The organism is Pantoea sp. PA1 (assembly GCF_056856975.1).
In genome coordinates this window covers 1-26,531 of record NZ_JBXGEE010000004.1, presented here as the reverse complement: position 1 = coordinate 26,531, position 26,531 = coordinate 1, and the positions used below count along the sequence as shown (strand labels likewise).

22 protein-coding genes, 1 tRNA gene and 2 rRNA genes are annotated in these 26,531 nt (G+C 56.4%); 14 read left to right on the top strand and 11 right to left on the bottom strand.

The window, feature by feature from the left end; genetic code table 11:
- Positions 1-5: 5 nt before the first annotated feature.
- The 8 genes from tldD to csrD all read right to left on the bottom strand — a co-directional run bounded on the left by tldD (position 6) and on the right by csrD (position 12,515).
- Entirely contained in the window at positions 6-1,451 is a 1,446-nt protein-coding gene (gene tldD, locus AC1V0D_RS15685) for a metalloprotease TldD (RefSeq protein WP_009087505.1), read from the bottom strand.
- A 64-nt stretch (positions 1,452-1,515) separates the two neighbouring features.
- Entirely contained in the window at positions 1,516-5,346 is a 3,831-nt protein-coding gene (gene yhdP, locus AC1V0D_RS15680; protein ID WP_482907741.1) for an AsmA2 domain-containing protein YhdP, read from the bottom strand.
- A gap of 148 nt (positions 5,347-5,494) precedes the next feature.
- Positions 5,495-6,964 (bottom strand): ribonuclease G, encoded by a 1,470-nt coding sequence (gene rng / locus AC1V0D_RS15675; protein WP_009087509.1) that lies wholly within the window; start codon positions 6,962-6,964, stop codon positions 5,495-5,497.
- Complete coding sequence (locus tag AC1V0D_RS15670) at positions 6,954-7,547, bottom strand: Maf family protein (RefSeq protein WP_167429631.1); 594 nt, start codon at positions 7,545-7,547, stop codon at positions 6,954-6,956. The genes rng and AC1V0D_RS15670 overlap by 11 nt, the downstream gene beginning before the upstream one ends.
- Positions 7,548-7,555: 8 nt before the next feature.
- Positions 7,556-8,044: a rod shape-determining protein MreD gene (gene mreD, locus AC1V0D_RS15665; RefSeq protein WP_009087513.1), complete on the bottom strand. Its 489-nt coding sequence runs from the start codon at positions 8,042-8,044 to the stop codon at positions 7,556-7,558.
- Entirely contained in the window at positions 8,041-9,063 is a 1,023-nt protein-coding gene (mreC, locus tag AC1V0D_RS15660) for a rod shape-determining protein MreC (protein ID WP_009087515.1), read from the bottom strand. The genes mreD and mreC overlap by 4 nt, the downstream gene beginning before the upstream one ends.
- A gap of 147 nt (positions 9,064-9,210) precedes the next feature.
- On the bottom strand, positions 9,211-10,254 hold the full coding sequence (mreB, locus tag AC1V0D_RS15655) for a rod shape-determining protein MreB (RefSeq protein ID WP_003855260.1): 1,044 nt from the start codon (positions 10,252-10,254) through the stop codon (positions 9,211-9,213).
- Positions 10,255-10,565: 311 nt separating this feature from the next.
- Positions 10,566-12,515, bottom strand: coding sequence for an RNase E specificity factor CsrD (gene csrD / locus AC1V0D_RS15650; protein ID WP_058956523.1), 1,950 nt, complete (start codon positions 12,513-12,515; stop codon positions 10,566-10,568).
- A 284-nt stretch (positions 12,516-12,799) separates the two neighbouring features.
- On the opposite strand from csrD, the gene msrP reads away from it, so the two are divergent.
- From msrP to AC1V0D_RS15580, 14 genes are all read left to right on the top strand, one after another.
- Complete coding sequence (gene msrP, locus AC1V0D_RS15645) at positions 12,800-13,804, top strand: protein-methionine-sulfoxide reductase catalytic subunit MsrP (RefSeq protein ID WP_482907740.1); 1,005 nt, start codon at positions 12,800-12,802, stop codon at positions 13,802-13,804.
- 3 nt (positions 13,805-13,807) lie between these two features.
- The gene (msrQ, locus tag AC1V0D_RS15640; protein WP_140924845.1) at positions 13,808-14,410 is read left to right on the top strand and encodes a protein-methionine-sulfoxide reductase heme-binding subunit MsrQ; all 603 of its coding nucleotides are present in this window, start codon (positions 13,808-13,810) and stop codon (positions 14,408-14,410) included.
- A gap of 232 nt (positions 14,411-14,642) precedes the next feature.
- Positions 14,643-15,095, top strand: a complete 453-nt coding sequence (aroQ, locus tag AC1V0D_RS15635) for a type II 3-dehydroquinate dehydratase (RefSeq protein WP_009087521.1) — start codon at positions 14,643-14,645, stop codon at positions 15,093-15,095.
- Positions 15,096-15,120: 25 nt separating this feature from the next.
- Positions 15,121-15,582, top strand: coding sequence for an acetyl-CoA carboxylase biotin carboxyl carrier protein (gene accB, locus AC1V0D_RS15630; RefSeq protein WP_009087523.1), 462 nt, complete (start codon positions 15,121-15,123; stop codon positions 15,580-15,582).
- An 11-nt stretch (positions 15,583-15,593) separates the two neighbouring features.
- Complete coding sequence (gene accC / locus AC1V0D_RS15625) at positions 15,594-16,943, top strand: acetyl-CoA carboxylase biotin carboxylase subunit (RefSeq protein ID WP_009087525.1); 1,350 nt, start codon at positions 15,594-15,596, stop codon at positions 16,941-16,943.
- A gap of 73 nt (positions 16,944-17,016) precedes the next feature.
- Complete coding sequence (locus tag AC1V0D_RS15620) at positions 17,017-17,259, top strand: YhdT family protein (protein ID WP_009087527.1); 243 nt, start codon at positions 17,017-17,019, stop codon at positions 17,257-17,259.
- Positions 17,249-18,694, top strand: coding sequence for a sodium/pantothenate symporter (panF, locus tag AC1V0D_RS15615; RefSeq protein ID WP_046102624.1), 1,446 nt, complete (start codon positions 17,249-17,251; stop codon positions 18,692-18,694). Before AC1V0D_RS15620 ends, panF begins: the two co-directional genes overlap by 11 nt.
- A 16-nt stretch (positions 18,695-18,710) precedes the next feature.
- The gene (gene prmA, locus AC1V0D_RS15610) at positions 18,711-19,592 is read left to right on the top strand and encodes a 50S ribosomal protein L11 methyltransferase (RefSeq protein ID WP_111209016.1); all 882 of its coding nucleotides are present in this window, start codon (positions 18,711-18,713) and stop codon (positions 19,590-19,592) included.
- A gap of 367 nt (positions 19,593-19,959) precedes the next feature.
- On the top strand, positions 19,960-20,925 hold the full coding sequence (gene dusB, locus AC1V0D_RS15605) for a tRNA dihydrouridine synthase DusB (protein ID WP_009087532.1): 966 nt from the start codon (positions 19,960-19,962) through the stop codon (positions 20,923-20,925).
- Between the two features lie 23 nt (positions 20,926-20,948).
- Positions 20,949-21,245 (top strand): DNA-binding transcriptional regulator Fis, encoded by a 297-nt coding sequence (gene fis / locus AC1V0D_RS15600; protein WP_003855228.1) that lies wholly within the window; start codon positions 20,949-20,951, stop codon positions 21,243-21,245.
- Between the two features lie 543 nt (positions 21,246-21,788).
- The gene (locus AC1V0D_RS15595; RefSeq protein WP_009087536.1) at positions 21,789-22,814 is read left to right on the top strand and encodes an amino acid ABC transporter substrate-binding protein; all 1,026 of its coding nucleotides are present in this window, start codon (positions 21,789-21,791) and stop codon (positions 22,812-22,814) included.
- A 68-nt stretch (positions 22,815-22,882) separates the two neighbouring features.
- On the top strand, positions 22,883-24,061 hold the full coding sequence (locus AC1V0D_RS15590) for an amino acid ABC transporter permease (protein WP_046102627.1): 1,179 nt from the start codon (positions 22,883-22,885) through the stop codon (positions 24,059-24,061).
- A 15-nt stretch (positions 24,062-24,076) separates the two neighbouring features.
- Positions 24,077-25,177, top strand: a complete 1,101-nt coding sequence (locus tag AC1V0D_RS15585) for an amino acid ABC transporter permease (RefSeq protein WP_009087540.1) — start codon at positions 24,077-24,079, stop codon at positions 25,175-25,177.
- Between the two features lie 8 nt (positions 25,178-25,185).
- Complete coding sequence (locus AC1V0D_RS15580; protein WP_009087542.1) at positions 25,186-25,947, top strand: amino acid ABC transporter ATP-binding protein; 762 nt, start codon at positions 25,186-25,188, stop codon at positions 25,945-25,947.
- A gap of 227 nt (positions 25,948-26,174) precedes the next feature.
- Here AC1V0D_RS15580 and rrf (AC1V0D_RS15575) read toward each other — a convergent pair.
- The 3 genes from rrf (AC1V0D_RS15575) to rrf (AC1V0D_RS15565) all read right to left on the bottom strand — a co-directional run bounded on the left by rrf (AC1V0D_RS15575) (position 26,175) and on the right by rrf (AC1V0D_RS15565) (position 26,530).
- A 5S ribosomal RNA gene (gene rrf / locus AC1V0D_RS15575) occupies positions 26,175-26,290 on the bottom strand.
- A 34-nt stretch (positions 26,291-26,324) separates the two neighbouring features.
- Positions 26,325-26,400 (bottom strand) — tRNA-Thr (locus AC1V0D_RS15570).
- A 14-nt stretch (positions 26,401-26,414) separates the two neighbouring features.
- Positions 26,415-26,530: ribosomal RNA gene (gene rrf / locus AC1V0D_RS15565) — 5S ribosomal RNA — on the bottom strand.
- Between the last annotated feature and the right edge of the window lies 1 nt (position 26,531).

Sequence of the window (26,531 nt, the reverse complement as noted above, 5' to 3'; positions counted from 1 at the left end):
TCACATCAGGCGGTGCCGCCGATGGTGAGTTTGTCCAGCTTCAGCGTTGGCTGACCCACACCGACCGGCAGGCTCTGCCCCTCTTTGCCGCAGACGCCCACGCCTTTATCCAGCGCCAGGTCATTACCGACCATCGAGATCTGCTGCATCGCTTCAATACCGGAGCCGATCAGGGTTGCACCTTTAACCGGTTTGGTGATCTTGCCCTTCTCAATCAGATAGGCCTCTGAGGTGGAGAAGACAAACTTGCCGGAGGTGATATCCACCTGGCCGCCACCAAAGTTGGGCGCATAGATGCCATATTCAACGCTTTCGATGATGTCCTGCGGCGTTGATTTGCCGGCCAGCATATAGGTGTTGGTCATACGCGGCATGGGCAGATGCGCATAGGATTCGCGGCGACCGTTACCGGTCGGGCTGACGCCCATCAGTCGCGCATTCAGCTTGTCCTGCATGTAGCCTTTCAGCACGCCATTCTCAATCAGCATGTTGTACTGACCCGGCACGCCTTCGTCATCGACCGCCAGTGAACCCCGCAGCCCTTCAAGGGTGCCGTCATCCACCACGGTGCAGAGTTCTGACGCGACCTGCTGACCGATTTTACCGCTGAACACGGAGGTGCCACGGCGATTGAAGTCGCCTTCCAGACCGTGCCCCACCGCTTCATGCAGCAGCACGCCAGGCCAGCCCGCGCCCAGCACCACCGGCAATGCGCCCGCCGGGGCCGCCACGGCAGAGAGATTAACCAGCGCCATGCGAACGGCTTCACGCGCCCAGGCGTCAGCACGCACTTCGCCATTCTCATCGGCCAGGAAAAACGCATAACCGGTGCGTGCACCGCCGCCGCTGGCGCCGCGCTCACGTTTACCCTGATCTTCCACCTGGACGCTGACAGAGAGACGCACCAGCGGACGGACATCCGCCGCCAGCGTGCCATCCGTCGCAGCCACCAGCACCTGCTCGTAAACGCCGGTCAGACTGGCATTGACCTCCTGCACGCGCGGGTCCGCCGCTCGGGCGACCTGGTCAACGCGATGCAGCAGCGCAATTTTCTCTTCACGCGTCAGGCTGTTTAGCGGATCGACCGCCGGGTAAAGCGAACGGTTCATGACGGCAGAAAGTGTATGTGCCTTGCCGTTGCCCTGTTCACGGACAATGCTGCGAGCGGCGTCAGAGGAGAGACGCAGCGCATTCAGCGTAATCTGGTCTGCATAGGCGAAGCCGGTTTTTTCACCGCTGACCGCGCGAACGCCCACGCCCTGGTCGATATGGTAAGAGCCATCTTTAATGATTTTGTCTTCCAGCACCCAGGATTCGTGGAAGCTGGACTGAAAATAGAGGTCGGCATAATCCAGACGACGTTCTGAAAGCTGCCCTAACAGGGAAAATAGGTCCTGCTGATTAATGCCGTTAGCAGTCAGTAACTGCTCACTTACCAGGTTCAGAGTCATCGTTTCTCACTCATTATGTGCTCAGATAATCATAGCCTGCGGTAATTCCGGTACGGCGTCAAATTCACTTGTTGTCTGTTTCACGCGGTTTACGCAGCACTTCATTGATTTCCGGTTTATCCAGCGGCCCGCTGATGTGATAACGCAGCAACGATATCCTGTTCCACAAGGGAGCCAGCACCTTACTGGCGGCGAAAACCGCCGCGCCCACCACCGGGTTAATCGCGAAGGCGGTCGCGACACCCACCGAGGCGGAGATCTCCGGTGCCACCACCGCTTCCATATCGATCTGACGCTTCACCAGGTCGAGATTGCCCTGCATAGCGATGTCAGCTTCCAGCCCATCCACCAGCAGATTATCGGTGCGCATCACGCCGTTCTCGATCCAGGCCGTGCCATTAATCGAATCGAAATAGAACGCGTTGGTAAAGGTGTCGCTGAAATCGAAGCGCAGCTTGCGCAGCAGTGCATCAAAGCTTACCAGTCGCAGGATCTTACCAGCCGTGCCGGTGTCCACATCCGCAATCTGGCCTTTGCCAAAGTGTGTTTTGAGGGTGCCACTCAGCGTCTCTGCGGAGGGCTGCCACGGCGCCGACCGCCAGTGCAGGTCGTAGGCAATGTCGAATGGCGCATCACGCAGCGGCGTATTTACGCCAAACCAGTTGGTCGCATTATTGATATTAGGACCTTTCAGCGTGCCCTTTAGCGAGGTACGCGGGTCGTTCGGGCGATTCACCCACTCCCCGCTGATTTTCAGCTGTGAGCTGCCGGTATCCACCTTGCCGTTAGTAAGCGCTAACGTATCCCCTTTGGGTTGCAGCATCGCAGAGACCTGACCATATTTCTGCCCCAGTACCCAGCACTCCTTACAGCGCAGTTGCAGAGCCGGCCACTGACTGAAATCAATATTACTGGCCTGCTGAGTGCTCGCTTTGCTGCCTCTGGCCGTCTCGCTGTTCCACTGCGGATTGTAATAAAGGTAATCCAGATTCACCTGCCACGGGGATTGTGGTGCCATTGACAGCTCACCACGCAGCTCCTGCGCCCTGACGCTGACGTTGCCACTGCCGGCTGAACGCTGTGCCAGCGTCGCCTCAACCTCATGCCACTGCTGCCCCGCCAGCGTGACCGCCGGACTGCGCAGCGTGATATTGCCGGGCAGCGTCACGCCGCCGGTCTGGAAATCGCTGCCGCCACCTGACGACCTGCCGCCCGTCGCGCCTCCGGCTGCCAGCATCCCGACCCAGGCTTCGCCATCCAGCGCAGGCAGATTCAGCACCATTCCGGCCTGGTCGGGCAGCTCGGGTTTCTTCTGGGCATCATTCAGCCAGATGCCGCGATCCACGCGCAGCGTCGGCTCCAGCAGCCAGCGGCTGTTAAAACGGTGGTTTGCGCTGACGCTGCCGCTGAGATCGAAGTGGTTCAGGTCGCCGCTGGCCTCAATGGTAACCGGCATCGTCTCACCGGCTTTCTTGTCGAGCGGTGCAGGTAAGCGACTACTCACTTCTTTTGCATTGCCGTTCAGGGCAACTTCATAGCGCGCTCCGCCATGATGGGGTAGCGTGATATCGACGTTCCCCTGCCAGGGCAGATGTCCGCCCAGCTGCTTACTGACGGCGGCCGGAATCGGGCTGATTCTGGCCGGTTGCCAGTCGCCCTGCAGTTTGACGTTAACGCCAAAATCATCCGGGTTCTCGGTGGTGCTGAACCGGACGCCCAGGGGCTGACCAAACCAGTTCGCCTGCAAATCTTCACTGGCCAGATTGCCGTTATCGTAACGGAAGCGGCCAGAGAGGTTAGCGATAGTCGTTTTTAACGGTTTGATATACAGCGAGTTGTTATGCAGATCGACATTGCCGCGCGCGTGCACCTGCTTACCGTCCAGCGGAATATCGAGATTCAGATGACCCCCTACGCCGCCCGTGATTTGCAGCTGCTCCAGTGCGGCACCCAGCGACGACTTCAGCGGAGTCTGCTGAAAATAGTCCGCAACCTGCGGGCCTTCGCCATGGATATCCCCATCGATGATCAGCTTCTCTTTCAGATAGTCAGGGATGACCGCGCTGACGTTGCGCGCTTCAACGTCACCCAGCCGGGCGAGCGGGGCATGCATCCACAGTCCGTCATTCAGGAAGTTGAGGTCGATATCCAGATTGCTGATCGCCGGCCATTTAGGCTGAAACGCGTAAGTCGCCTGGCGCAGCGGCACCCAGACCTGGAACATGCCATCGTTGTGTTTAAACGGGAACAGCGCCGGATTACCGGCAAATAGCAGCGTGGCGTTGTCGACTTTGCCCCCCTTCACGGCCCCGCTCAGATAGTGCGTGAGTCCCCTGCCCATCAGCGGCACCGGGAAATAGCGCCAGGCATCGCCTGCATCAGTGACCCGGATACCGGCCAGAATATCGAGACGCGGCTCCGCGCCACGGTTCTGCTGATAACTGAAGTCGCCCCGCGCCCGGAGTGAGCGCGCCTGCAGATCCAGATCCTCACCCGCCAGCGTCAGGCCATGTTCATCGCGCAGCCAGCGCAGCGCCCCGGTGACCCGTTTAATCTCCAGCGGTGCCTGGAACATGTCACCATAGGGAACGGTGGCGGTTCCCATCGCCACACTGACCTGACCATTGCTCAGACTGCCGCGAGCCTCCCCGCTCAACCGACTGATGCCCGGCAGCAGCTTCCACTGCTGCCAGCTGAAATCGTGCCATTTCACCTGCAGGCGGGTCTTTTCTGGCTGTTCTAACGGGATATCCAGCGCCAGTCCCTCAACGGTGCCCTGTGGCTGTAACTTCTGCCAGTTTTCAAACAGCGCCGGAGAGAGCGGTGCGAAAAGGGGAATAACAGGGGCAAGATGACGCAGCACCAGCTGTGTGGCGCGCACCCGGACCTCAGGCTGGCCGTCAGTGCCCGACATCTGCTTATCCTCAGGACGCCAGAGCAGGGAGAAGTGACCGGCGGGCCAGGTCTGGCCGTCGGTGCTGAGGCGGGTCTGCGGCACATTGACCACCCAGCCATTCCGGAAGCGCGACAGATGCGCGGTCAGCCCGTCAACCTCAATCCGGTGTGGTCCGCTCTCGCCCTGCCAGCTGGCACCGCCCTGACGCAACAGCAGATCGCCGGCATAGATGTCGCCATCGCGCAGGTTCACCCACGCCGCCAGACTGAAGCGGGCGCTGTCGAGCCGGGTATTGTCGCGCATCCAGCGACCCAGCCACGGACGCACATCGACATCGTCGGCCTGCATCCAGATACGCCCGTCATTCAGTAAACCGTTGCTGTCGTTGAGATCGAGCCGCACCTGAACCACACCGTGCTGGCCGGTAAAGCTCGACAGGCTCACTTCCCCTTCTGCCCGGTGGCGGGTTTTCTCATTCAGCCAGGTCAGGCGCGGAATGGCCAGCTCGGCATGCTGACCGGACGGCGTGCGGAAACCGATGGTGCTGTCGCGCAGGTCAAAGTGGTCAAACTGCCGCAGGAAAAGTTCGTTGATTTGCGCCGGACGGAAACTGTTTTTCTCTTTATCGTTGTCGAGTAAGGGACGATTCGTGTCGAGATGCAGCTGCCAGAAAGTGAGGTCGCGGAACTGCCAGCGCCAGTGCAGCAGGGATTGCCAGACGTCGAGGGCAAGATTGATGCGTGAGATGGTGAGTTTGCCGTTCTCGCGGAGATCGACGCTGAGATCGCGAACCTGCAGGGTGGGACCGAAATTTTCCCATTTGCCCTGCAGCTGACTGGCGCTGACCGGAACGCCGCTGCGATCGGAGATAAATTGCAGAAGGTTGCTGCGATAGCTGTCGAGATGCGGCATCACCAGACGCAATCCGCTGACCAGCAGCGCGACAATCACGATGATTGCCGCGACCAGCAGTAACAAAATCCTCGGCAACTGCCTCACTCACGCCTCTCCTTGTGTTCCGCAAACGACGGATAGTTGGCTCTCGTACCCGACCGTCTTCAGACAAAAGCGGTAAAACACGCATTTTATCCCAAACAAGGGCGTTTTTTCAGCCCGGCAGCCGGAGAAACCAGCGCGCGGGCCGGCGTTACATCATGACAACGTCGAACTGCTCCTGAGTGTAGAGCGCTTCGACATGCACTTTAACCTGCTTGCCGACAAAGATTTCGACCTCCGCCAGGGCATGAGACTCATCGCTTTTCAGCGCCTCCCCCACCGTCGGCGAAACATAGACCAGGAAGCGATCGGAATCGTAGGCGTGATGAACGCGGACAATCTCACGCATAATCTCATAGCAGACCGTCTCAACCGTTTTCAGCGTGCCGCGTCCCTTACAGACCGGGCAATCCTGACAGAGGATATGCTCGATGCTTTCGCGGGTTCGCTTGCGCGTCATCTCCACCAGCCCCAGTGCCGAAAAGCCATTAATCCCGGTTTTCACCCGATCCTTGCTGAGTGCGCTCTCCAGCGAATGCAGCACCCGGCGCCGATGATCTTCATTATTCATATCAATGAAGTCGATGATGATGATGCCACCCAGATTACGCAGTCGCAGCTGGCGGGCAATCGCCTGCGTCGCTTCCACATTGGTGTTAAAGATCGTCTCATCCAGATTACGGTGGCCGACGAAGGCACCGGTGTTGATGTCGATGGTGGTCATCGCTTCGGTCTGATCGATGATCAGATAGCCACCCGACTTCAGTTCAACCTTACGATCCAGCGAGCGCTGAATTTCATTTTCGACATCAAACAGGTCAAAGATAGGCTGTTTGCCATTGTAGAGCTCCAGCTTACCCGCCATCTCCGGAATATATTCCGCAGTAAACTCCACCAGCATTTCACAGGTCAGACGGGAGTCGACCCGGATGCGATCCAGGGCGGCCCCGGCAAAATCACGCAGAATACGCTGCGCCAGCGCCAGCTCACCGTAGAGCAGGCAGCGGGTCTGGTTACGCTTTTTGCGTTCGCTGACTTTGGTCCAGAGACGCTTGAGAAACGCGGCGTCCTGCGCCAGCTCCTCTTCTCCGATCCCCTCTGCGGCGGTACGGATGATAAAGCCGCCCAGGTCGTCACAGTAGTCTGCCACCACCGCTTTGAGCCGCTCGCGCTCTTTTTCACTCTCAATGCGCTGAGAGACACCCACATGCGATGCCCCCGGCATAAAGACCAGATAACGCGACGGCAGCGTGATGTCGGTGGTCAGCCGGGCCCCTTTGGTACCCAGCGGATCTTTGACCACCTGCACCACCAGATCCTGACCCTGGCGCACCAGCTCGGCGATGTCGCGAACAACAAAATTTTTCTTTTCGTCACCCGCGACACACTCGGTGTGCGGCATGATGTCTGAGGCGTGCAGAAAGGCGGCTTTTTCCAGGCCGATATCAACAAAGGCGGCCTGCATGCCGGGCAGTACACGGCTTACTCGTCCCTTGTAAATATTGCCCACAATGCCGCGCCGCGCCTCACGTTCAATGTGAATCTCCTGAAGGATGCCGCCGTCGATATAGGCAACCCGCGTTTCAGAAGGCGTGACGTTAACCAGTAATTCAGCCGTCATGGTGACCCCTTACGGCACGCAGTGACTGGAAATGGCTGAGTAACTCCGCTGTCTCAACCAAAGGTAATCCGACCACCGCGTGGTAGCTTCCATTAATTTTGCGGACAAAATTTCCGCCCCTGCCCTGGATTCCGTAGGCTCCCGCTTTATCCATCGGTTCGCCGGTCGCAATATAGTCGTCGATGTCGGTGGCGGTCAGGGTGCGGAAGGTCACATCCGTCGTCACCACGCAATCCAGCGCCTGCTGACGATCGGCCAGCGCCACCGCCGTCATCACCTGGTGCGACTGTCCGGAAAGTTTGCGCAGCATCTCGCGGGCATCATCAGCATCGCGCGGCTTCTCCAGTACGCTGCCATTCAGCACCACGATGGTATCGGCGCCTAGCACCGGCAGATCCTGCGCGGCCAGTCTGACGCCAGCCTGTGCTTTGTCATTGGCCAGACGGCGCACATAGGCCTCTGCCGCTTCATCCGGCTGACGCTGCTCTTCAACGTCCGTCACAAGGCGCTCGAAGGTCAGCCCAAGCTGAGTTAACAGCTCACGCCGACGCGGTGAACCGGAAGCAAGATAAAGGGTTACCATAAATTTCCTTATTGAACAGCGAACTGACGACGAATTTTTCTCATTAACAAGAATAGCCAGGGCCAGAGAATACCGTCGACAACACTGCTCCAGAAAATTTCAGGTCGGAATGAAACGTTGATTACCAGGAATTCAGCCCAGAAGACGATGACATCCATCGCCAGTGACAGCACCATAACCATTAACGCTTGCTGCCACAACGCTAAGTTGCGGAATAACTGGAACTTAAAGGCGATAAGGTAGGCGATGATGCTGAGCGCCAGGGCACGCACGCCGAGTGTAGACCCGGCAATCAGATCCATGATGGCACCGAGCATAAATCCGGTGCCAACATTGACCCGGTGCGGCAGTGCCAGCACCCAGTAGATCAGAATCAGCAGCAGCCATGAGGGGCGGAACATGTAGATCTCATCCGGCCACGGCATGATCTGCAGGATCAGCGCAACCAGGAAAGAGAGCCAGATGACCCAACGTCCCTGGCTGCGATATCGACTCAAGGCTGGCCCCCGCGTGAACGCGTGGTGCTGCTGCTCTGTCCGCTGCTGCTACCGGAAGGGGCCGGCGGGCCCATCTGTGCAGAAGGTGCAGGCGGTCCCATCTCCCCGGCAGGCGGTAACACCTGCGGCATCATCTGCATCAGACGCTCGTTCGCGACGCGATGCACTTCATCCTGCGGTAACGGCATATCGCCATTGCGATCCGCTCCCCACAGCAACAGCAGATAGCGCAGACGCTGCAGACCGGCTGTCGGATGCGCCTGAATCACCGTATAAGCGCGCTGGGTATCCACTTTAACAGAGGAGACCACACCCACCGGATAACCTTCAGGGAAACGTCCCCCGATGCCGGAGGTGACCAGCACATCACCAACGCGAATGTCTGTGTTGCCCGGCAGATGCTCAAGCTGAAGATCTTCAGTACAGCCGTTACCGGCGGCGATCACACGGATATCATTCCGCAGCACCTGAATCGGCAGCGCATGGGACGCATCACAGATCAGCAGAACGCGGCTGGTCAACTGCCCGACGGCGATGACCTGCCCTACCACGCCCTTATCACTGATGACCGGCTGACCTTCGTAGACACCGTTTACGCTGCCTTTGTCGATCACCACCTGGTCGGTGTAAGGGTCGGTGCCGGTAGAGATCACCTGCGTCACCATCTTTTGCTCATCCTGACGCAGCGGTGAACCCAGCAGTTCACGCAGGCGTGCGTTTTCCTGCTTATATTGCCCCAGCATTAGCAGGTTACTGTTTTTCAGGAAGAGCTCACGACGTAACGCTTTGTTTTCCTGCTCCAGTTGCTGACGGGATGCCAGCGACTCTGAGACGCCGTCCAGCAGCTGACGTGGCCCATTCGCCAGGAAGTAAAACGGACTGACCGACGTATCCAGATAGTTGCGTATTTGGGTAAAAGACCCCACACGACTGTCGGCGATAATGATGGCAATCGCCACGACAACCGCCAGGAAAAGACGCAACTGCAGGGAAGGCCCCCTGCTAAAAATCGGCTTCATATAATCTGCGTGATCCTCGACAACGGGTAAGGAAGCGACGGCTGACCACCGCGCTTCCCTGGGCTGAACGCACTGTACCGGCCAGATTTCGCCGGTTCACATGCTACTCCCCTGCATGATCGTTGCGTTCTTAACCGGTTGAGGCAATTATTCTTCGCTGAACAAATCGCCGCCGTGCATGTCGATCATTTCCAGCGCCTTGCCGCCACCGCGTGCCACACAGGTCAGTGGATCTTCAGCAACCACAACCGGAATGCCCGTCTCTTCCATCAGCAGGCGATCCAGGTTGCGCAGTAACGCACCACCACCGGTCAGCACCATACCGCGCTCGGAGATATCCGAGGCCAGCTCTGGCGGACACTGCTCAAGGGCAACCATCACCGCGCTAACGATACCGGTTAACGGCTCCTGCAGCGCTTCAAGAATTTCGTTGGAGTTCAGCGTGAAGCCACGCGGTACACCTTCTGCCAGGTTACGGCCACGCACTTCAATTTCGCGGACTTCATCGCCCGGATAAGCTGAACCGATCTCATGCTTAATACGTTCTGCCGTCGCTTCACCAATCAGTGAACCGTAGTTACGACGCACATAATTAATAATAGCTTCATCGAAGCGATCGCCACCAATACGGACAGAGGAGGAGTAAACCACGCCGTTCAGTGAGATCACCGCCACTTCCGTGGTACCGCCACCAATATCGACTACCATTGAACCGGTCGCTTCGGAAACAGGCAGGCCTGCACCGATTGCGGCAGCCATAGGCTCTTCAATCAGGAAGACTTCACGCGCGCCTGCGCCCTGAGCGGATTCACGAATCGCACGACGTTCTACCTGGGTGGCACCGACGGGAACGCAAACCAGCACGCGTGGGCTGGGACGCATAAAGCTGTTGCTGTGAACCTGCTTGATGAAGTGCTGCAGCATCTTTTCGGTAACGAAAAAGTCAGCGATAACGCCATCTTTCATCGGACGAATAGCGGCGATATTGCCTGGCGTACGGCCGAGCATCTGTTTGGCGTCATGACCTACGGCCGCGACACTTTTCGGCGAACCGGCACGATCCTGGCGAATAGCGACCACGGAAGGCTCGTTCAGCACGATGCCCTGTCCTTTTACGTAAATCAGGGTATTCGCGGTACCCAGGTCAATGGACAAGTCATTGGAAAACATGCCACGAAATTTTTTAAACATACTAAGGGATAATCCTGCAAGCTGGGGGCGGAAAATAAAATCCGCTTACTTTACCAACCACACGAAGCTGCCACAAGGCGCAAAAACGTTCTGCTTCGGTGAAAAAAGAGGCCTGATTGCGTTTAAGTCATCTGAACCCGTAACAGAAATCGGCAGAATGGCGACCAGACGCCATCACTCCTGCTTTTCTCCGCCTTTCGCCTTTCCATTCCCGACATAAAATTTAACATTTCCGGCAGTCGGGTTATGGGTGCAGACGAGACTTAACATGACAAAAAAGCGCTAATTGCCGTCATCAGGACGGCAATTCATCAAATACGGTAACGTTGGGAATACTTCTTCACGTTACTGTTAACCGGAAGCGAAGGGGCAAAAAAATCACCCTGCCCGCCTGCTATACCCAGCGACACTAATGTTTGCCACTCTGATCGGGTGCGAACACCGGTGGCAAACACCTGAATGCCGGTGGATTTACAGACTTCCAGCAGACTCTGCACAAACAGCTGATTTTCAGTGCGCCGCTCAATGTTGCGCACCAGGCCGGCATCCAGCTTGATCAGCTCCAGCGGCAGCTGCCGGATATAGGCACTGCTCACCACGGTTAAACCGGCCTGATTCACCGCCACCCGACAACCAAACGCCTTAAGCGCACGGAATACTGGTGTTAAGCGGTTGATGTGTTGACAGACATCTGCCTCGGCAAGTTCAAATAAAAATCGTTTTCTTTGTCCTTTCGGGCACTGCAGCAGCATGTTCTGCAGCCAGAGCACAAAGGGTCGTTGCAGGAGTGAGGACATCGTCAGCGGGATGACCAGGGTCTCTTCCGGCCAGAGTTCAGACAGGGCCGCAATGCGGGTCATCAGCTGGCGATCCCAGGCATCCGCCATACCCAGCTGCTGCACCAGCGGCATATATTCGGCGGCCAGCACCTCTTTGTCGCCATCGAAGATGCGGGTCAGCATCACCCGGTGCTGCACCTTGCCTTCAATATTGACGGCAGGTTTGTGATAGAGCCGCGGACCACCCCGGCTGAGCGTATTCTCCAGCAGGGTACGCCAGCGTACACTCCCCCGCCCGGCGTCCTGCGGATTGCCTGCACCGTTGGTCCAGTTGTTGCCGCCCAGTAACGCCGCGCGGCGGGTGGCCATTTCGGCATTCTCCATCACCTGCGGCACGGTCTGCCCGCTGTGCCACGCGCTGATGCCGATGTGAATCAAATCATCACGGTTCACCTGACGCATCGGCGGCAGTGAATCCACCGCGTTGATCAGCTGGTCGGCAATGCTGTTCGCCTCTTTAAGGCTGCGATGCGGCAGCAGCACGGCAAAATCACTGCGGAAATAGCGCGCCAGCAGCGCCCCTGGGTAGCGCAGCACAAAGGTAGAGAGCATGTTGACGAAGTTAAAGAGGTACTCGTCGACCAGCGCGGGCTCCAGCGTCTCCTGCAGGGTATCCAGATCGGGCAGCCGCACCATCATCACCACGCCGTGGGTGCCCACATCTTCCTGATCTTCCAGCAGCGTCGCCAGCTGATTGTCGAAAAAGAGTCGGTTGTTGAGGCCGGTCCGGCCATCCTGGGCGGCAAAGGTGCGGATAAGCGTGTCGATACGCACACGCTGTTCGGCGGCTTCCTGCACATCCACCAGCAACAGATCCAGCGCGCGGCTCGCCCTGGGCGGCCACTCATCCACGCCGCGCTTCGGCATGACGCCGCGTTCGCCGTTGATAATCGCCTCGGCCCGCACTTCGAGATGCTCCATGCCACGCCACTGACGGCTGAGCCAGCGATGCATCATCAGCAGCATCAGACTCATGACCAGTATGATGGTAAACAGAATGCCCAGCGTCGAGGTGCCGGTGATGGAGCGTAGCCAGGTTTTGGCAGGATCGAGGGTGACAACCCGCAGCTGTAAGCCGGTCTGATGCATCAGCGGCACTTCGAACTGGATAAAGCGGTTGGGCTCATCTTCCAGCATCGGGTTTTCATGACGGGAGAGCGTCAGGAGCGTCTGCCTGCCGTTGTGCAGTAAAATCTGCTCCGCATTCATAATTGGCATGATCGACGTGAGCCAGGTATGCAGCTGATCCGGGGTCTGGGTGAGCATCGCCTGATCCACCTGGACCGCCAGGATCTGTGCCCGATGTTCCACGCGCTGATGACTGAACCAGAAAAAACTGAATGCGCAGCCAGCCAGCATCAGTGACATGGCCAGCAGGCTAAGAAAGGTAATAAACGCAGATAATTTTGTGGTTAATCGCATCCCTGTGCCTGTATTACTGCGGTGATAACCGGATCACCCAACCTTGTACCGTCAGCCTGACGAAAACGCGAGCAAAATAGCATAATTTACCGCTGACGGCAGTGCCCGAACGCCAGAAGCCGAAGTATATCGTCGGGATTGTCTTGCTGACGTGAACCCCGGCACTTTTCAGTGCATTCTCATCGCCCCGCCCAGCCAGGAAATTTCACATTTTCGCAGCGAAAGTGGCCGACATCAGCGATAGTCATCATGCTGGTCGATAAGAATCTGTCTGGAGAAGGCCCATGAAACGTACACCCTGCCTGACTGAAGCCGACGTTACGCCGGAAAGCATCTTTAATATGAAGCGCCGCCAGGTGCTGAAAACGCTGGGGCTGAGCGCCGCGGCCATCGGCGTGCCTGGCGTGGCAAACGCCGACATTCTCAGCTGGTTCAAGGGAAACGATCGCCCGCCAGCGCCGGCAGGCCGCCCGCTGGACTTTACTAAACCGGCGCAGTATCAGGCCGATCTGACCCTGACCCCGGCGGATAAGGTCTCCGGCTATAACAACTTCTATGAGTTTGGTCTGGATAAGGCCGATCCGGCCGCCAATGCCGGCACGCTGAAAACCGAGCCCTGGAAGCTGACCATCGATGGGGAAGTGGCTAAGCCCGTGACCCTGGATATGGATGAGATCTTTAAACGGTTCGCCATGGAGCAGCGGATTTATCGCATGCGCTGCGTGGAGGCCTGGTCGATGGTGGTGCCCTGGATTGGCTTCGAACTGAACAAGCTGATTTCGCTGGCCGAACCTACCAGCAAAGCGCGTTTCGTCGCCTTTCAGACGCTTTACGATCCTGAGCAGATGCCGGGCCAGAAAGATCGCTTTATTGGCGGTGGTCTCAACTATCCCTATGTCGAAGGTTTGCGTCTGGATGAGGCGATGCATCCACTGACGATACTGACGACCGGCGTCTATGGCAAAGCGCTGCCCCCGCAGAATGGCGCACCGATTCGCCTGACGGTGCCGTGGAAATATGGCTTTAAAGGGATCAAATCGATCGTAAAAATCACGCTGACCAGCAATCAGCCGCCGACGACCTGGAACCAGATTGCCGCTGATGAGTATGGTTTTTACGCCAACGTGAATCCTCACGTTAATCATCCGCGCTGGTCGCAGGCCACCGAGCGTTTTATCGGCCCTGGCGGCAGCCTGAAGGTCGAGCGTCAGCCGACCCTGCTGTTTAATGGCTATGGCGAGCAGGTCGCCTCGCTCTATCGCGGTCTCGATCTACGGGAGAACTACTAGGTGGTGCGCCTGTCGTTAAAACAGATAACCGGTTTAAAGGTGATCCTGCATCTGGCGGCCCTGCTGCCGCTGGTTTATCTGATTTTTGCCGCGATGCAGGGCGGGCTGAGTGCCGATCCAGCGAAAGATATTCAGCATTTTACCGGACGAATGGCGCTGAAACTGCTGCTGGGAACGCTGCTGGTCTCACCGCTGGCGCGTTACGGCAGGCAGCCGCTGCTAATCCGCACCCGCCGCCTGCTGGGCGTCTGGACATTTGTCTGGGCCTCTCTTCATCTGCTGAGCTATTACCTGCTGGAGCTGGGTGTGGACAATCTGCGTCTGCTGGGCAGCGAGCTGATCTCCCGTCCCTATCTCACGCTGGGCATCATCAGCTGGTTTATCCTGCTGGCCCTGGCGGTGACCTCGTTTCAGCGCGCGCAGCGCAGGCTGGGAAAACGCTGGCAAACCCTGCACAACGCGGTCTATCTTGTCGCGATCCTGGTGCCGGTTCACTATATCTGGTCGGTAAAAATCCTGTCACCCCAGCCACTTATCTACGCCCTGCTTGCTGCGATACTGTTAGCCTGGCGTTACAAAAAGTTTCTCAAATGGTGGCCCCGCTAGGCTCTCACCCGTTGTTTTCCGCTGCTGTTTTCTGATAAAAGATGTGGCCCGCAGGCCACATCCGATCATCTTCGCAGATAAGACCAGTATTTTGCTGCGAAATGACACGAAACGGATATAATGCCCGGCTTTATTGCTCGTCGGGTCTTCTTTTTCACCGTGAAAGGTGACAAATGGAGATTCGCAAGGTATTTTACGCGATGCCTCAATGATTGCGGGAGATGGCAGCAAGATGGCGCATAAATTACATATTCTGCTTTTAAACGGACCCAACCTGAACCTGTTGGGAACGCGTGAACCTGAGAAGTATGGTCATACCACGCTGCGTCAGATCGTTGACGATTTAACGCATCAGGCAGACCAGCTGAATGTGGAGTTGAGCCACCTGCAAACCAACGCTGAATTTCAGCTTATTGATCGCATTCATGAGGCCAAAGGCAATGTGGATTACATCATCATTAATCCTGCCGCGTTTACCCATACCAGTGTCGCACTGCGTGATGCCCTGTTAGCGGTAGAAATACCGTTTATCGAGGTTCATCTCTCCAATGTGCATGCACGCGAGCCCTTCCGTCATCACTCCTATCTTTCTGATGTCTCTGCTGGCGTGATTTGCGGGCTTGGCGCTGACGGCTACACATGGGCTTTACAAACGGCAGTAAAACGCCTGTCTCAAACTAATTAATCAAACTGAGTACGGAACCCCACTCATGGATATTCGTAAAATTAAAAAACTGATCGAACTGGTTGAAGAGTCTGGCATTTCTGAGCTGGAAATCTCTGAAGGTGAAGAGTCCGTTCGCATCAGCCGCGCACCTGCAAACGCAGGTTACCCGGTTATGCAGCAGGCTTACGCTGCACCGGTACAACAGCCTGCGCTGGCCACCGCTGTGGCCCCTGTTGCAGCCGTTGCCGAAGCCGCACCGGCTGAGATCAGCGGTCACATCGTGCGTTCACCGATGGTAGGCACCTTCTACCGCACGCCGAGCCCGGACGCGAAAGCCTTTGTGGAAGTCGGTCAGAAAGTGAACGCGGGCGATACGCTGTGCATCGTCGAAGCCATGAAAATGATGAACCAGATCGAAGCTGACAAATCCGGCGTGGTGAAAGCCATTCTGGTTGAAAGCGGTCAGCCGGTCGAATTTGACGAGCCACTGGTTATCATCGAGTAACGGGGCAGATCATGCTGGATAAAATTGTTATTGCTAACCGCGGTGAGATCGCGCTGCGCATTCTTCGTGCCTGTAAAGAACTGGGCATCAAGACTGTTGCGGTTCACTCAAGCGCGGACCGTGACCTGAAGCACGTGCTGCTGGCAGACGAAACCGTCTGCATCGGCCCGGCGCAGTCAGTCAAAAGTTACCTCAACATCCCGGCGCTGATCTCTGCTGCAGAGATCACCGGCGCAGTGGCGATTCACCCAGGCTACGGCTTCCTTTCTGAGAATGCCGATTTTGCCGAGCAGGTTGAACGCTCTGGCTTTATCTTTATCGGTCCGAAAGCGGACACCATTCGCCTGATGGGTGACAAGGTTTCTGCGATCAACGCGATGAAGAAAGCGGGCGTCCCGACCGTCCCAGGCTCTGACGGTTCGCTGACTGATGATATGGAAAAAAACCGTGCCTTTGCTCAGCGCATTGGTTATCCGGTCATCATCAAAGCGTCCGGCGGCGGCGGCGGTCGTGGTATGCGCGTTGTGCGCAGCGACAAAGATCTGGAACAATCCATCAACATGACGAAAGCGGAAGCCAAAGCGGCTTTCAACAACGACATGGTTTACATGGAGAAGTATCTGGAGAATCCTCGCCACATCGAGATTCAGGTACTGGCCGATGGTCAGGGCAACGCCATCTATCTGGGCGAACGTGACTGCTCCATGCAGCGTCGTCACCAGAAAGTGGTCGAAGAGGCGCCAGCGCCAGGCATTACGCCGGAACTGCGCAGCTTTATCGGCAACCGCTGTGCCAAAGCCTGTATCGAAATTGGCTATCGCGGCGCAGGTACCTTCGAGTTCCTGTATGAAAACGGTGAATTCTACTTCATCGAGATGAACACCCGTATTCAGGTGGAACATCCGGTGACCGAGATGATCACCGGTGTCGATCTGATCAAAGAGCAGCTGCGCATTGCGGCTGGTCAGCCACTGTCGATCAAACAGGATGATGTGATCATTCGCGGACATGCGGTCGAGTGCCGTATCAACGCCGAAGATCCGGTAACCTTCCTGCCAAGCCCGGGTAAAATCACCCGCTTCCACGCGCCAGGCGGTTTTGGCGTGCGCTGGGAGTCGCACATTTACTCCGGTTACACCGTGCCGCCTTATTATGACTCCATGATTGGCAAGCTGATCACCTATGGCGAAACGCGTGACGTGGCGATTGCCCGCATGAAAAATGCCCTGGCGGAACTGATCATCGACGGTATCAAGACCAACGTCGACCTGCAGATGAAAATCATGTCCGACGAGAATTTCCAGCACGGTGGAACCAACATCCACTATCTGGAGAAAAAACTCGGCTTGCACGAGAAGTAATTGCAACGCTGAGTCAGTCAGAGGCCGGTTAATCCGGCCTTTTTCTTTTGCCGCTGGGCGTTAAGGTTGAATCATGGATGCTCGTTTTATACAGGCACATAAAGAGGCGCGCTGGTCGCTCTATCTCACCCTGCTCTGGCTCGCTGTCTGGGGGCTTTCCGCCTGGCTGGGTGGTAATGACACCGGCATCACCGGTCTGCCGCGCTGGTTTGAACTCTCCTGCCTGTTTGCCCCCCTGTTCTTCATTTTTTTGTGCTGGCTGATGGTGCGGGTGATTTTTCGCGACATGCCGCTGGAGGAGAAAAATGAACAGTGAAATTATCCTGCCGCTGCTGATCTATCTGGTGCTGATCGCCGCACTGTCGGTATTTGCCGTTCGCAAACGGCGTGAAGGCAGTTTCCTGACGGAATATTTCCTCGGCAGCCGCTCCATGGGCGGATTTGTGCTGGCAATGACCATCACCACGACCTATATCAGCGCCAGCTCATTTATAGGCGGGCCCGGTGCCGCCTATAAATATGGGCTGGGCTGGGTGCTGCTGGCGATGGTGCAGGTGCCCGCTGTCTGGCTTTCGCTGGGGGTGCTGGGGAAAAAGTTCGCCATCCTGGCGCGTCAGCATAATGCGGTCACGCTGAATGACATGCTCTATGCGCGCTATCGGAGCCCGCTACTGATCTGGCTGGCGAGTCTGAGCCTGCTGATCGCGTTTATCGGTGCCATGACGGTACAGTTTATTGGCGGTGCGCGGCTGCTCGAAACCGCTGCCGGTATCCCCTATGACACCGGCCTGCTGATTTTTGGCGGCACGATCGCCCTCTACACCGCGTTTGGCGGCTTTCGCGCCAGCGTGCTTAACGACGCTATGCAGGGCGTTGTGATGCTGATTGGCACCTTCCTGCTGCTGTTTGCGGTGATTCATCAGGCGGGCGGCCTGAGCACGGCGGTTCAGAAACTGCATGACATCGACCCCGCACTGCTCTCACCGCAGGGGCCAGGAGAGGTTATCACCCCAACTTTCCTCAGCTCATTTATCGTGCTGGTCTGCTTTGGCGTTATCGGGTTGCCGCACACGGCGGTGCGCTGTATCTCCTACAGGGACAGTAAGGCTGTCCATCGGGCGATCATTCTGGGCACCATTGTGGTGGTAGTGCTGATGCTGGGCATGCATCTGGCCGGTGCGCTTGGCCGGGCGGTACTGCCAAATCTGACCGTGCCGGACAGCGTCATTCCGACCCTGATGATTACCGTGCTGCCGCCGTTAGCGGCCGGACTGTTTCTGGCCGCGCCCATGGCTGCCATTATGTCGACGATTAATGCCCAGCTGCTTCAGGCGTCGGCGACGCTGATCAAAGACCTCTATCTGCGGGTCGCCCCGCACCAGATGGAAAATGAGGCGCGGCTGCGACTGTTATCTGGCACCATTACTTTCGCCCTGGGTCTCCTGCTGCTGATCGCGGCATGGAATCCCCCCGATATGATTATCTGGCTTAACCTGCTGGCCTTTGGTGGTCTTGAAGCGGTCTTCCTCTGGCCGCTGGTTCTCGGTCTCTACTGGGAACGCGCCAATGCCGCAGGTGCCATCACCGGCATGGTGGTGGGTGGTGGCTGCTATGCGTTTCTGGCGAGCCTGAAACTGCAGATTCTGGGCTTTCACCCCATCGTGCCCTCCCTGCTTCTGAGCCTTCTGGCATTTTTAGTGGGCAACCTGTTTGGACGCGCGCCGCAACCGGTCGACGCGCCGCAACATTGACGGAAAGAGAAACGTTATGCCGTGGATTCAAATCAAAATTAACAGCTCAGGTGAACACGCGGAAACGCTGAGCGATGCCCTGATGGATATCGGTGCGGTCTCAGTGACCTTCCAGGATACGCACGATACCCCGGTTTATGAGCCGCTGCCGGGTGAGACCCGCCTGTGGGGCGACACCGATGTTATCGGCCTGTTCGATGCTGAAACCGATATGAGCCTGATTACCGCCGAGCTGGCGCAGCATCCGCTGTTAGGCGCCGATTTTCGTCACCGGATCGAGCAGATCGAAGACAAAGACTGGGAGCGCGAGTGGATGGAGAACTTCCATCCGATGCGCTTCGGTGAGCGCCTCTGGATCTGTCCGAGCTGGCGCGATGTGCCCGACCCGGACGCGGTCAACGTCATGCTCGATCCAGGCCTGGCGTTTGGCACCGGCACGCATCCGACAACCTCCCTCTGCCTTACCTGGCTTGACGGGCTGGATCTGACGGGCAAAACGGTGATCGATTTTGGCTGTGGTTCCGGGATCCTGGCGATCGCGGCGCTTAAGCTTGGCGCGGCTCAGGCAATCGGTATTGATATCGATCCGCAGGCGATTCAGGCCAGCCGCGATAACGCTGAGCGCAACGGCGTGTCCGATCGTCTGTCGCTCTATCTGCCCCACCAGCAGCCTGAAAACCTGCAGGCGGATGTAGTGGTCGCCAACATCCTGGCCGGTCCGCTGCGTGAGCTGGCACCGCTGATCAGCGTGCTGCCTAAGTCTGGCGGTCACCTCGGCCTTTCAGGCGTGCTGGAGAGCCAGGCGGAAGGTGTCTGCGAAGCCTATGAAAGTCAGTTCACGCTTGACCCGGTTGCGGTGAAAGAGGAGTGGTGCCGGATTACCGGCATCAAATCCTGAAGTCAGCCTCGGCCTTGGCTCACGGCGGTGCCGGTAGCCGGCACAACGGGGCCAAACAGCATAATCAGCCAGCCCGCAGCGTAAGTTGCGGGCTTTTCCAGGCAGGCATGGAGAGTTGTGCCATTAATCACGGCATGTGACGTTTTTTATCTGGCGAATTGCCGTACTTTTCTGGAAAAACTTTTGTTCACAATTTCAGCATAAATCAGTAAATCATTGATATTAAAGTGTAATTAAAAACACACCCGATCATCACCCGGATTTCATTGATCTTTCTTGCTGATTGTTCAAAGTTTGGCCTTTCATCTTCCTGCAAAAATGCGTAATATACGCCGCCTTGCAGACACAGTATGGCCATTCTGACTTCATGCGTATTGGAAACCTCCAGCTGAGAAATCGACTGATTGCGGCGCCTATGGCCGGTATTACCGACAGGCCATTCAGGACGCTGTGTCACGAAATGGGCGCAGGTATGGCAGTTTCTGAGATGTTGTCTTCGAACCCCGAAGTCTGGGCCAGTGACAAATCTCGTTTGCGCATGGTTCACAGTGATGAGCCAGGCATTCGCGCCGTGCAGATTGCCGGTTGCGATCCCAGCGAAATGGCGCAAGCTGCACGCATTAATGTCGAGGCTGGTGCACAGGTTATCGACATTAATATGGGATGCCCTGCCAAGAAGGTTAACCGCAAAATGGCGGGGTCAGCCTTACTGCAATATCCCGCCGTGGTGGAGTCCATTCTCTCCGCAGTGGTTAATGCAGTGAACGTGCCGGTTACGCTGAAAATTCGTACTGGCTGGGATCCTGAAAACAGGAACTGTGTCGCGATTGCCCAATTGGCTGAACGCTGCGGTATACAGGCTCTGACGATACATGGCCGCACTCGTGCCTGCCTGTTCAACGGAGAAGCTGAATATGACAGCATTCGGACAGTTAAGCAGAGTGTTTCCATTCCGATTATCGCGAATGGAGACATAACTGACCCGCATAAAGCCAGAGCGGTGCTCGACTATACAGGGGCCGATGCTCTGATGATAGGACGCGCTGCTCAGGGAAGACCGTGGATCTTCCGGGAAATCCAGCATTATCTGGACACTGGGGAGCTGCTTGCTCCGCTGCCACTGGCAGAGGTCAAGCGCTTGCTTGTTTCGCATATACGTGAGCTGCACGACTTTTACGGTTCAGGCAAGGGATACCGTATAGCGCGAAAGCACGTCTCCTGGTATCTGCAGGAGCACGCCCCGAATGACCAGTTTCGGCGCACATTCAACGCCATTGAGGATGCCAGCGAACAGCTGGAGGCGTTGGAGGCATACTTCGAAAATCTTGCGTAACGAAATAAAGAGCTGAAAGAACTATGTTCGAACAACGCGTAAATTCTGACGTACTGACCGTTTCTACCGTTAACTCACAGGATCAGGTAACTCAAAAACCTTTGCGTGATTCGGTTAAACAGGCACTGAAGAACTATTTTGCTCAACTGAATGGTCAGGATGTGAGCGACCTGTATGAGCTGGTTTTGGCTGAAGTCGAGCAGCCTCTGTTGGACATGGTGATGCAGTATACCCGTGGCAACCAGACCCGCGCTGCCCTGATGATGGGTATCAACCGCGGTACGCTGCGTAAGAAATTGAAAAAATACGGCATGAACTGATTCTGAGTTCTGTCTGTTAATCACGCCAGCCTTCGGGCTGGCGTTTTTATTTGTGCGGTATGGCACAAAGCGGTGACCTCTGGGATGAAACAGTTGCCTCTCATATGGTAACTATAGTTGCAATCGCAGACGTGATATTTCGCCCTCTCTTCTTCCTCCTCCCAGCCGGGATTACAGGCTGATCTGAATGCCCTGCCCCCTGACAGCGCCCTTCCGCTCCGGGTGTGTGACTTTCCGCGCATTAAAAAGTAACGTGTCTCCTTCATACATGCCTCCCTGCGCGAAGGCTCACATTGCTTCCATATAGTGAAACTATTTGCACTAAATGTGATCGGGTCGACTCGCTTTGCTTCCTTTTGGTGCGCCATATTAGCGGAACTTTCTAAGTGCTTCCGATTATTAACTGTTCTTTCATACAAATTCAGGCTCCTGCAAACCTGGCATCAGCTTTGCAGAGTCGTGAATGGCTGACCGCCACAGACAGGAAAACGCACACTAAAGTGCGCAAACATAACAATACGATCCCGCCACACAGGATGCTTTATGAAAAAGATGATGCTCTCTACGCTGATCGCTGCCGCCTCGCTGGTTGCCGTTACTCAGCAAGCACACGCCGGCGCCACACTGGATGCAATTAAGAAAAAAGGTTTTGTTCAATGTGGGATCAGTGACGGCTTGCCGGGCTTCTCCTATGCGGATGCCAGCGGCAAGTTCACCGGTATCGATGTGGATGTGTGTCGGGCAACGGCTGCTGCTGTGTTTGGCGATGCAACCAAAGTGAAATACACCCCACTGACCGCGAAAGAGCGTTTTACCGCGCTGCAGTCAGGCGAAGTGGATGTGCTTTCTCGTAATACCACCTGGACCTCCTCGCGTGATGGCGGCATGGGCTTCCTGTTTGCGGGCGTGAACTACTACGACGGCATCGGCTTCCTGACTCACCAGAAAGCGGGCCTGAAAAGTGCGAAAGAGCTGGATGGCGCGACCGTCTGTATTCAGGCAGGCACCGATACCGAGCTGAACGTCGCGGACTTCTTCAAAGCCAACAAAATGCAGTACACGCCGGTCACCTTCGACCGTTCAGATGAATCAGCCAAAGCGCTGGACAGCGGCCGCTGTGATACCCTGGCTTCTGACCAGTCTCAGCTTTACGCACTGCGTATTAAGCTGGGCAAACCAGATGAATTTATTGTGCTGCCAGAAGTGATCTCCAAAGAACCCCTGGGGCCACTGGTGCGTCGTGGTGATGATGACTGGTTTACCATCGTGAAATGGTCGCTCTTCGCTATGCTGAATGCGGAAGAGATGGGTATCAACTCGAAGAATGTTGATCAGATGACAGCCAAGCCGACCACGCCAGATATGGCGCATCTGCTGGGTGCTGAGGGTGACTTTGGTAAAGATCTGAAGCTGGATAATAAGTGGGCCTACAACATCATCAAGCAGGTAGGCAACTATCAGGAAAGCTTTGATCGTAACGTCGGTAAAGACAGTGCTCTGAAGATCGCACGCGGTCAGAACGCGCTGTGGAACCAGGGCGGTATTCAGTACGCTCCGCCGGTACGTTAACAGACCTCGCCAATCGGGCACCGCCTTCTGCGGTGCCCTGCCACAGCTTTCGTTACTGAGGTTTCAACATGTCACAACGCCCAACCGTGAAAAGGGATTTTTCATTTGGTAATCCCACGGTTCGCGCCTGGATTTATCAGTTCATTGCCGTTATCGCAGTGCTTGGTGTGGTGGGTTATCTGGTGCATAACACCATTATCAACCTTGCCAATCGCGGCATTACATCAGGATTTGGCTTTCTCGAGCGCACTGCCGGTTTCGGTATCGTTCAGCATCTGATTGAGTACACCGAGGACGATACCTACGCGCGCGTGTTTCTGGTTGGCTTAACCAACACGCTGCTGGTCTCGGCACTCTGTATCGTTTTCGCCTCCATTCTCGGATTCGCGGTGGGATTATCCCGCCTTTCTGATAACTGGCTGCTGCGGAAACTCTCAACCATCTATATCGAAACCTTCCGTAATATCCCGCCACTGCTGCAGATCTTCTTCTGGTACTTTGCGGTATTGCGCAATCTGCCTGGCCCACGGCAGGCGCTGAATGCGTTTGACCTGGCCTATGTCAGTAATCGCGGGCTCTATGTGCCGTGGCCGACCTATGCTCCGGGGAGCTGGCCGTTTGTTATCGCGCTGCTTCTGGCCGTAGCCATCAGCTATGGTCTCTACCGCTTCAACCGTCAGCATCAGCTGAAAACCGGCGAGTTACGTCGCACCTGGCCTGCCGCCGTTGCGATGCTGATTCTTTTTCCGGTTCTGGCGCATCTTGGGTTTGGCGCCGCAACGCACTGGGATGTGCCGCAGCTGCGCGGATTCAATTTCCGTGGCGGCTCGGTAATGATCCCGGAGCTGGCGGCACTGACGCTGGCCCTGTCGATCTATACCTCGTCGTTTATTGCAGAAGTGATTCGCTCCGGCATCCAGTCGGTACCGCACGGTCAGCACGAAGCCGCACGTTCGCTGGGTCTGCCGAATCCGGTGACGCTGCGTCAGGTGATCATTCCTCAGGCCATGCGCGTGATTATTCCCCCGCTGACCAGTCAGTACCTGAACATCGTGAAGAACTCCTCACTGGCCGCGGCTATCGGATATCCCGATATGGTGTCGCTGTTTGCCGGCTCGGTCCTGAACCAGACCGGCCAGGCCATCGAAACGATTGCTATCACGATGGGCGTGTACCTGATCATCAGCCTGCTGATATCACTGCTTATGAATGTCTACAACCGCAAAATTGCGCTGGTTGAGCGTTAAGAGAACGGGATGACTATGTCTGTAACTACGCATGAAACGACCCCCGTCCCGACGACGCCGGTCAGTCGCGCCTGGCTTTGGGCGCGTAAAAATCTCTTTTCCAGCTGGTTTAACACGTTACTGACGCTGTTGTGCATCTGGATAATCTGGCATGTGATCCCGCCTGCGCTGAACTGGCTGGTCTTTCAGGCTAACTGGATCGGCTCCACCCGCGCCGATTGTACGAAAGAGGGCGCCTGCTGGGTCTTTATCCATGCCCGTTTCGGTCAGTTCATGTATGGCCTCTATCCGCATGAGTTGCGCTGGCGTATCAACCTGGCGCTGATCATTGGCCTGGTGTCGATTGTGCCGATGTTCCTGAAGAGCCTGCCCTTCCGCGGGCGCTATATTGCTGCCTGGGCCGTCATCTATCCGGTGATTGTCTGGTTTCTGCTGTATGGCGGCTATCTGGGACTGGAGCGCGTTGAGACACGTCAGTGGGGTGGATTAACGCTGACGCTGATTATTGCATCGGTTGGGATTGCGGGCGCACTGCCGCTGGGGATTCTGCTGGCTCTTGGCCGTCGCTCCCGTATGCCTGTGGTGCGCACGCTGTCGGTTATCTTTATTGAGTTCTGGCGCGGCGTGCCGCTGATTACCGTGCTGTTTATGTCGTCGGTGATGCTGCCGCTGTTTATGTCTGAAGGCACCACCATCGATAAGCTGGTGCGCGCCCTGGTTGGCGTCATTCTGTTTCAGTCCGCCTATGTAGCGGAAGTGGTACGCGGGGGATTGCAGGCGTTGCCGAAAGGTCAGTATGAAGCGGCTGAGTCTCTGGCGCTGGGTTACTGGAAAACCCAGATGCTGGTGATCCTGCCACAGGCACTGAAACTCACCATCCCCGGGCTGGTAAATACCATCATCGCTCTGTTTAAAGATACCAGCCTGGTCATCATCATCGGTCTTTTCGATCTGTTCAGCAGCGTTCAGCAGGCCACGGTGGACCCCACCTGGCTGGGCATGTCGACCGAAGGCTACGTCTTCGCTGCACTGGTCTATTGGATCTTCTGTTTTAGCATGTCGCGCTACAGCCAGTATCTGGAAAAGCGCTTTCACACCGGGCGTACATCGCACTGAGGTTTTACATGACTGACTCTATGACACACTCTTCCGACGCGTTGATGATTTCGCTTGAGAACGTGAATAAATGGTACGGACAATTCCATGTACTGAAAGACATTAACCTGCAGGTTAAGCCGCGTGAACGCATTGTGCTTTGCGGGCCTTCTGGTTCCGGCAAATCGACCACGATCCGCTGTATTAACCATCTGGAAGAGCATCAGCAGGGACGTATTGTTGTTGACGGTATTCACCTTAACGATGATATCCGTAACATTGAACGCGTGCGCACCGAAGTAGGAATGGTCTTTCAGCACTTTAATCTGTTTCCGCATCTGACGGTCCTGCAGAACTGCACACTGGCCCCGACGTGGGTGAGAAAGATACCTAAAAAAGAAGCCGATGAGCTGGCCATGCACTATCTGCAACGCGTGCGCATTGCGGAACATGCCCATAAATTCCCCGGTCAGCTTTCGGGGGGTCAGCAGCAGCGCGTTGCTATTGCCCGTTCACTCTGCATGAAGCCGAAAATTATGCTGTTTGATGAGCCAACCTCGGCGCTGGATCCGGAGATGGTAAAAGAGGTACTGGATACCATGATTGGTCTGGCAGAGGATGGGATGACCATGCTGTGCGTGACGCATGAGATGGGCTTTGCCCGCACCGTTGCAGACCGGGTGATCTTTATGGATCGCGGTGAGATCGTTGAAATGGCTCCGCCGCAGGAGTTCTTTGCGAATCCTAAATCGGAACGGACCCGGGCGTTTTTATCTCAGGTTATTCACTGACCGGCACTACTGCTCGCTATTTACAACCCGGCCTGGTGCCGGGTTTTTTATGGCCCGAATAAAGGTCAGTAAAGGGGTTTCGGGCTGGGGCTGGGTAGCACAGGAGCACAGGCTGAGGCGACGACGCTTTTTCTTCCTAATGATAACCGGAAAAGGCGCTGCTCCGTTTTCTGCAGCCACAACGAAAAAAGCCCTTCGCATACGCGAAGGGCTCTCTCTTATTTGATGCCTGGCAGTTCCCTACTCTCGCATGGGGAGACCCCACACTACCATCGGCGCTACGGCGTTTCACTTCTGAGTTCGGCATGGGGTCAGGTGGGACCACCGCGCTACAGCCGCCAGGCAAATTCTTTTCTTTACCGAACTCGTGTCTTAACTGGTGCTGATACCCAGAGTCGAACTGGGGACCTCACCCTTACCAAGGGTGCGCTCTACCAACTGAGCCATATCAGCACACTAAATTTGATGCCTGGCAGTTCCCTACTCTCGCATGGGGAGGCCCCACACTACCATCGGCGCTACGGCGTTTCACTTCTGAGTTCGGCATGGGGTCAGGTGGGACCACCGCGCTAAAGCCGCCAGGC

What these genes read in the sequence shown, in the direction of transcription:
- tldD (WP_009087505.1), bottom strand. Translation starts at nt 1,451, where the DNA reads ATGACTCTGAACCTGGTAAGTGAGCAGTTACTGACTGCTAACGGCATT.
- msrP (WP_482907740.1), top strand. Translation starts at nt 12,800, where the DNA reads ATGAAACGTACACCCTGCCTGACTGAAGCCGACGTTACGCCGGAAAGC.
- fis (WP_003855228.1), top strand. Translation starts at nt 20,949, where the DNA reads ATGTTCGAACAACGCGTAAATTCTGACGTACTGACCGTTTCTACCGTT.
- dusB (WP_009087532.1), top strand. Translation starts at nt 19,960, where the DNA reads ATGCGTATTGGAAACCTCCAGCTGAGAAATCGACTGATTGCGGCGCCT.
- rng (WP_009087509.1), bottom strand. Translation starts at nt 6,964, where the DNA reads ATGACGGCTGAATTACTGGTTAACGTCACGCCTTCTGAAACGCGGGTT.
- accB (WP_009087523.1), top strand. Translation starts at nt 15,121, where the DNA reads ATGGATATTCGTAAAATTAAAAAACTGATCGAACTGGTTGAAGAGTCT.
- AC1V0D_RS15595 (WP_009087536.1), top strand. Translation starts at nt 21,789, where the DNA reads ATGAAAAAGATGATGCTCTCTACGCTGATCGCTGCCGCCTCGCTGGTT.
- AC1V0D_RS15580 (WP_009087542.1), top strand. Translation starts at nt 25,186, where the DNA reads ATGACTGACTCTATGACACACTCTTCCGACGCGTTGATGATTTCGCTT.
- AC1V0D_RS15670 (WP_167429631.1), bottom strand. Translation starts at nt 7,547, where the DNA reads ATGGTAACCCTTTATCTTGCTTCCGGTTCACCGCGTCGGCGTGAGCTG.
- AC1V0D_RS15585 (WP_009087540.1), top strand. Translation starts at nt 24,077, where the DNA reads ATGTCTGTAACTACGCATGAAACGACCCCCGTCCCGACGACGCCGGTC.
- accC (WP_009087525.1), top strand. Translation starts at nt 15,594, where the DNA reads ATGCTGGATAAAATTGTTATTGCTAACCGCGGTGAGATCGCGCTGCGC.
- panF (WP_046102624.1), top strand. Translation starts at nt 17,249, where the DNA reads ATGAACAGTGAAATTATCCTGCCGCTGCTGATCTATCTGGTGCTGATC.
- csrD (WP_058956523.1), bottom strand. Translation starts at nt 12,515, where the DNA reads ATGCGATTAACCACAAAATTATCTGCGTTTATTACCTTTCTTAGCCTG.
- aroQ (WP_009087521.1), top strand. Translation starts at nt 14,643, where the DNA reads ATGGCGCATAAATTACATATTCTGCTTTTAAACGGACCCAACCTGAAC.
- AC1V0D_RS15590 (WP_046102627.1), top strand. Translation starts at nt 22,883, where the DNA reads ATGTCACAACGCCCAACCGTGAAAAGGGATTTTTCATTTGGTAATCCC.
- mreB (WP_003855260.1), bottom strand. Translation starts at nt 10,254, where the DNA reads ATGTTTAAAAAATTTCGTGGCATGTTTTCCAATGACTTGTCCATTGAC.
- prmA (WP_111209016.1), top strand. Translation starts at nt 18,711, where the DNA reads ATGCCGTGGATTCAAATCAAAATTAACAGCTCAGGTGAACACGCGGAA.
- AC1V0D_RS15620 (WP_009087527.1), top strand. Translation starts at nt 17,017, where the DNA reads ATGGATGCTCGTTTTATACAGGCACATAAAGAGGCGCGCTGGTCGCTC.
- mreC (WP_009087515.1), bottom strand. Translation starts at nt 9,063, where the DNA reads ATGAAGCCGATTTTTAGCAGGGGGCCTTCCCTGCAGTTGCGTCTTTTC.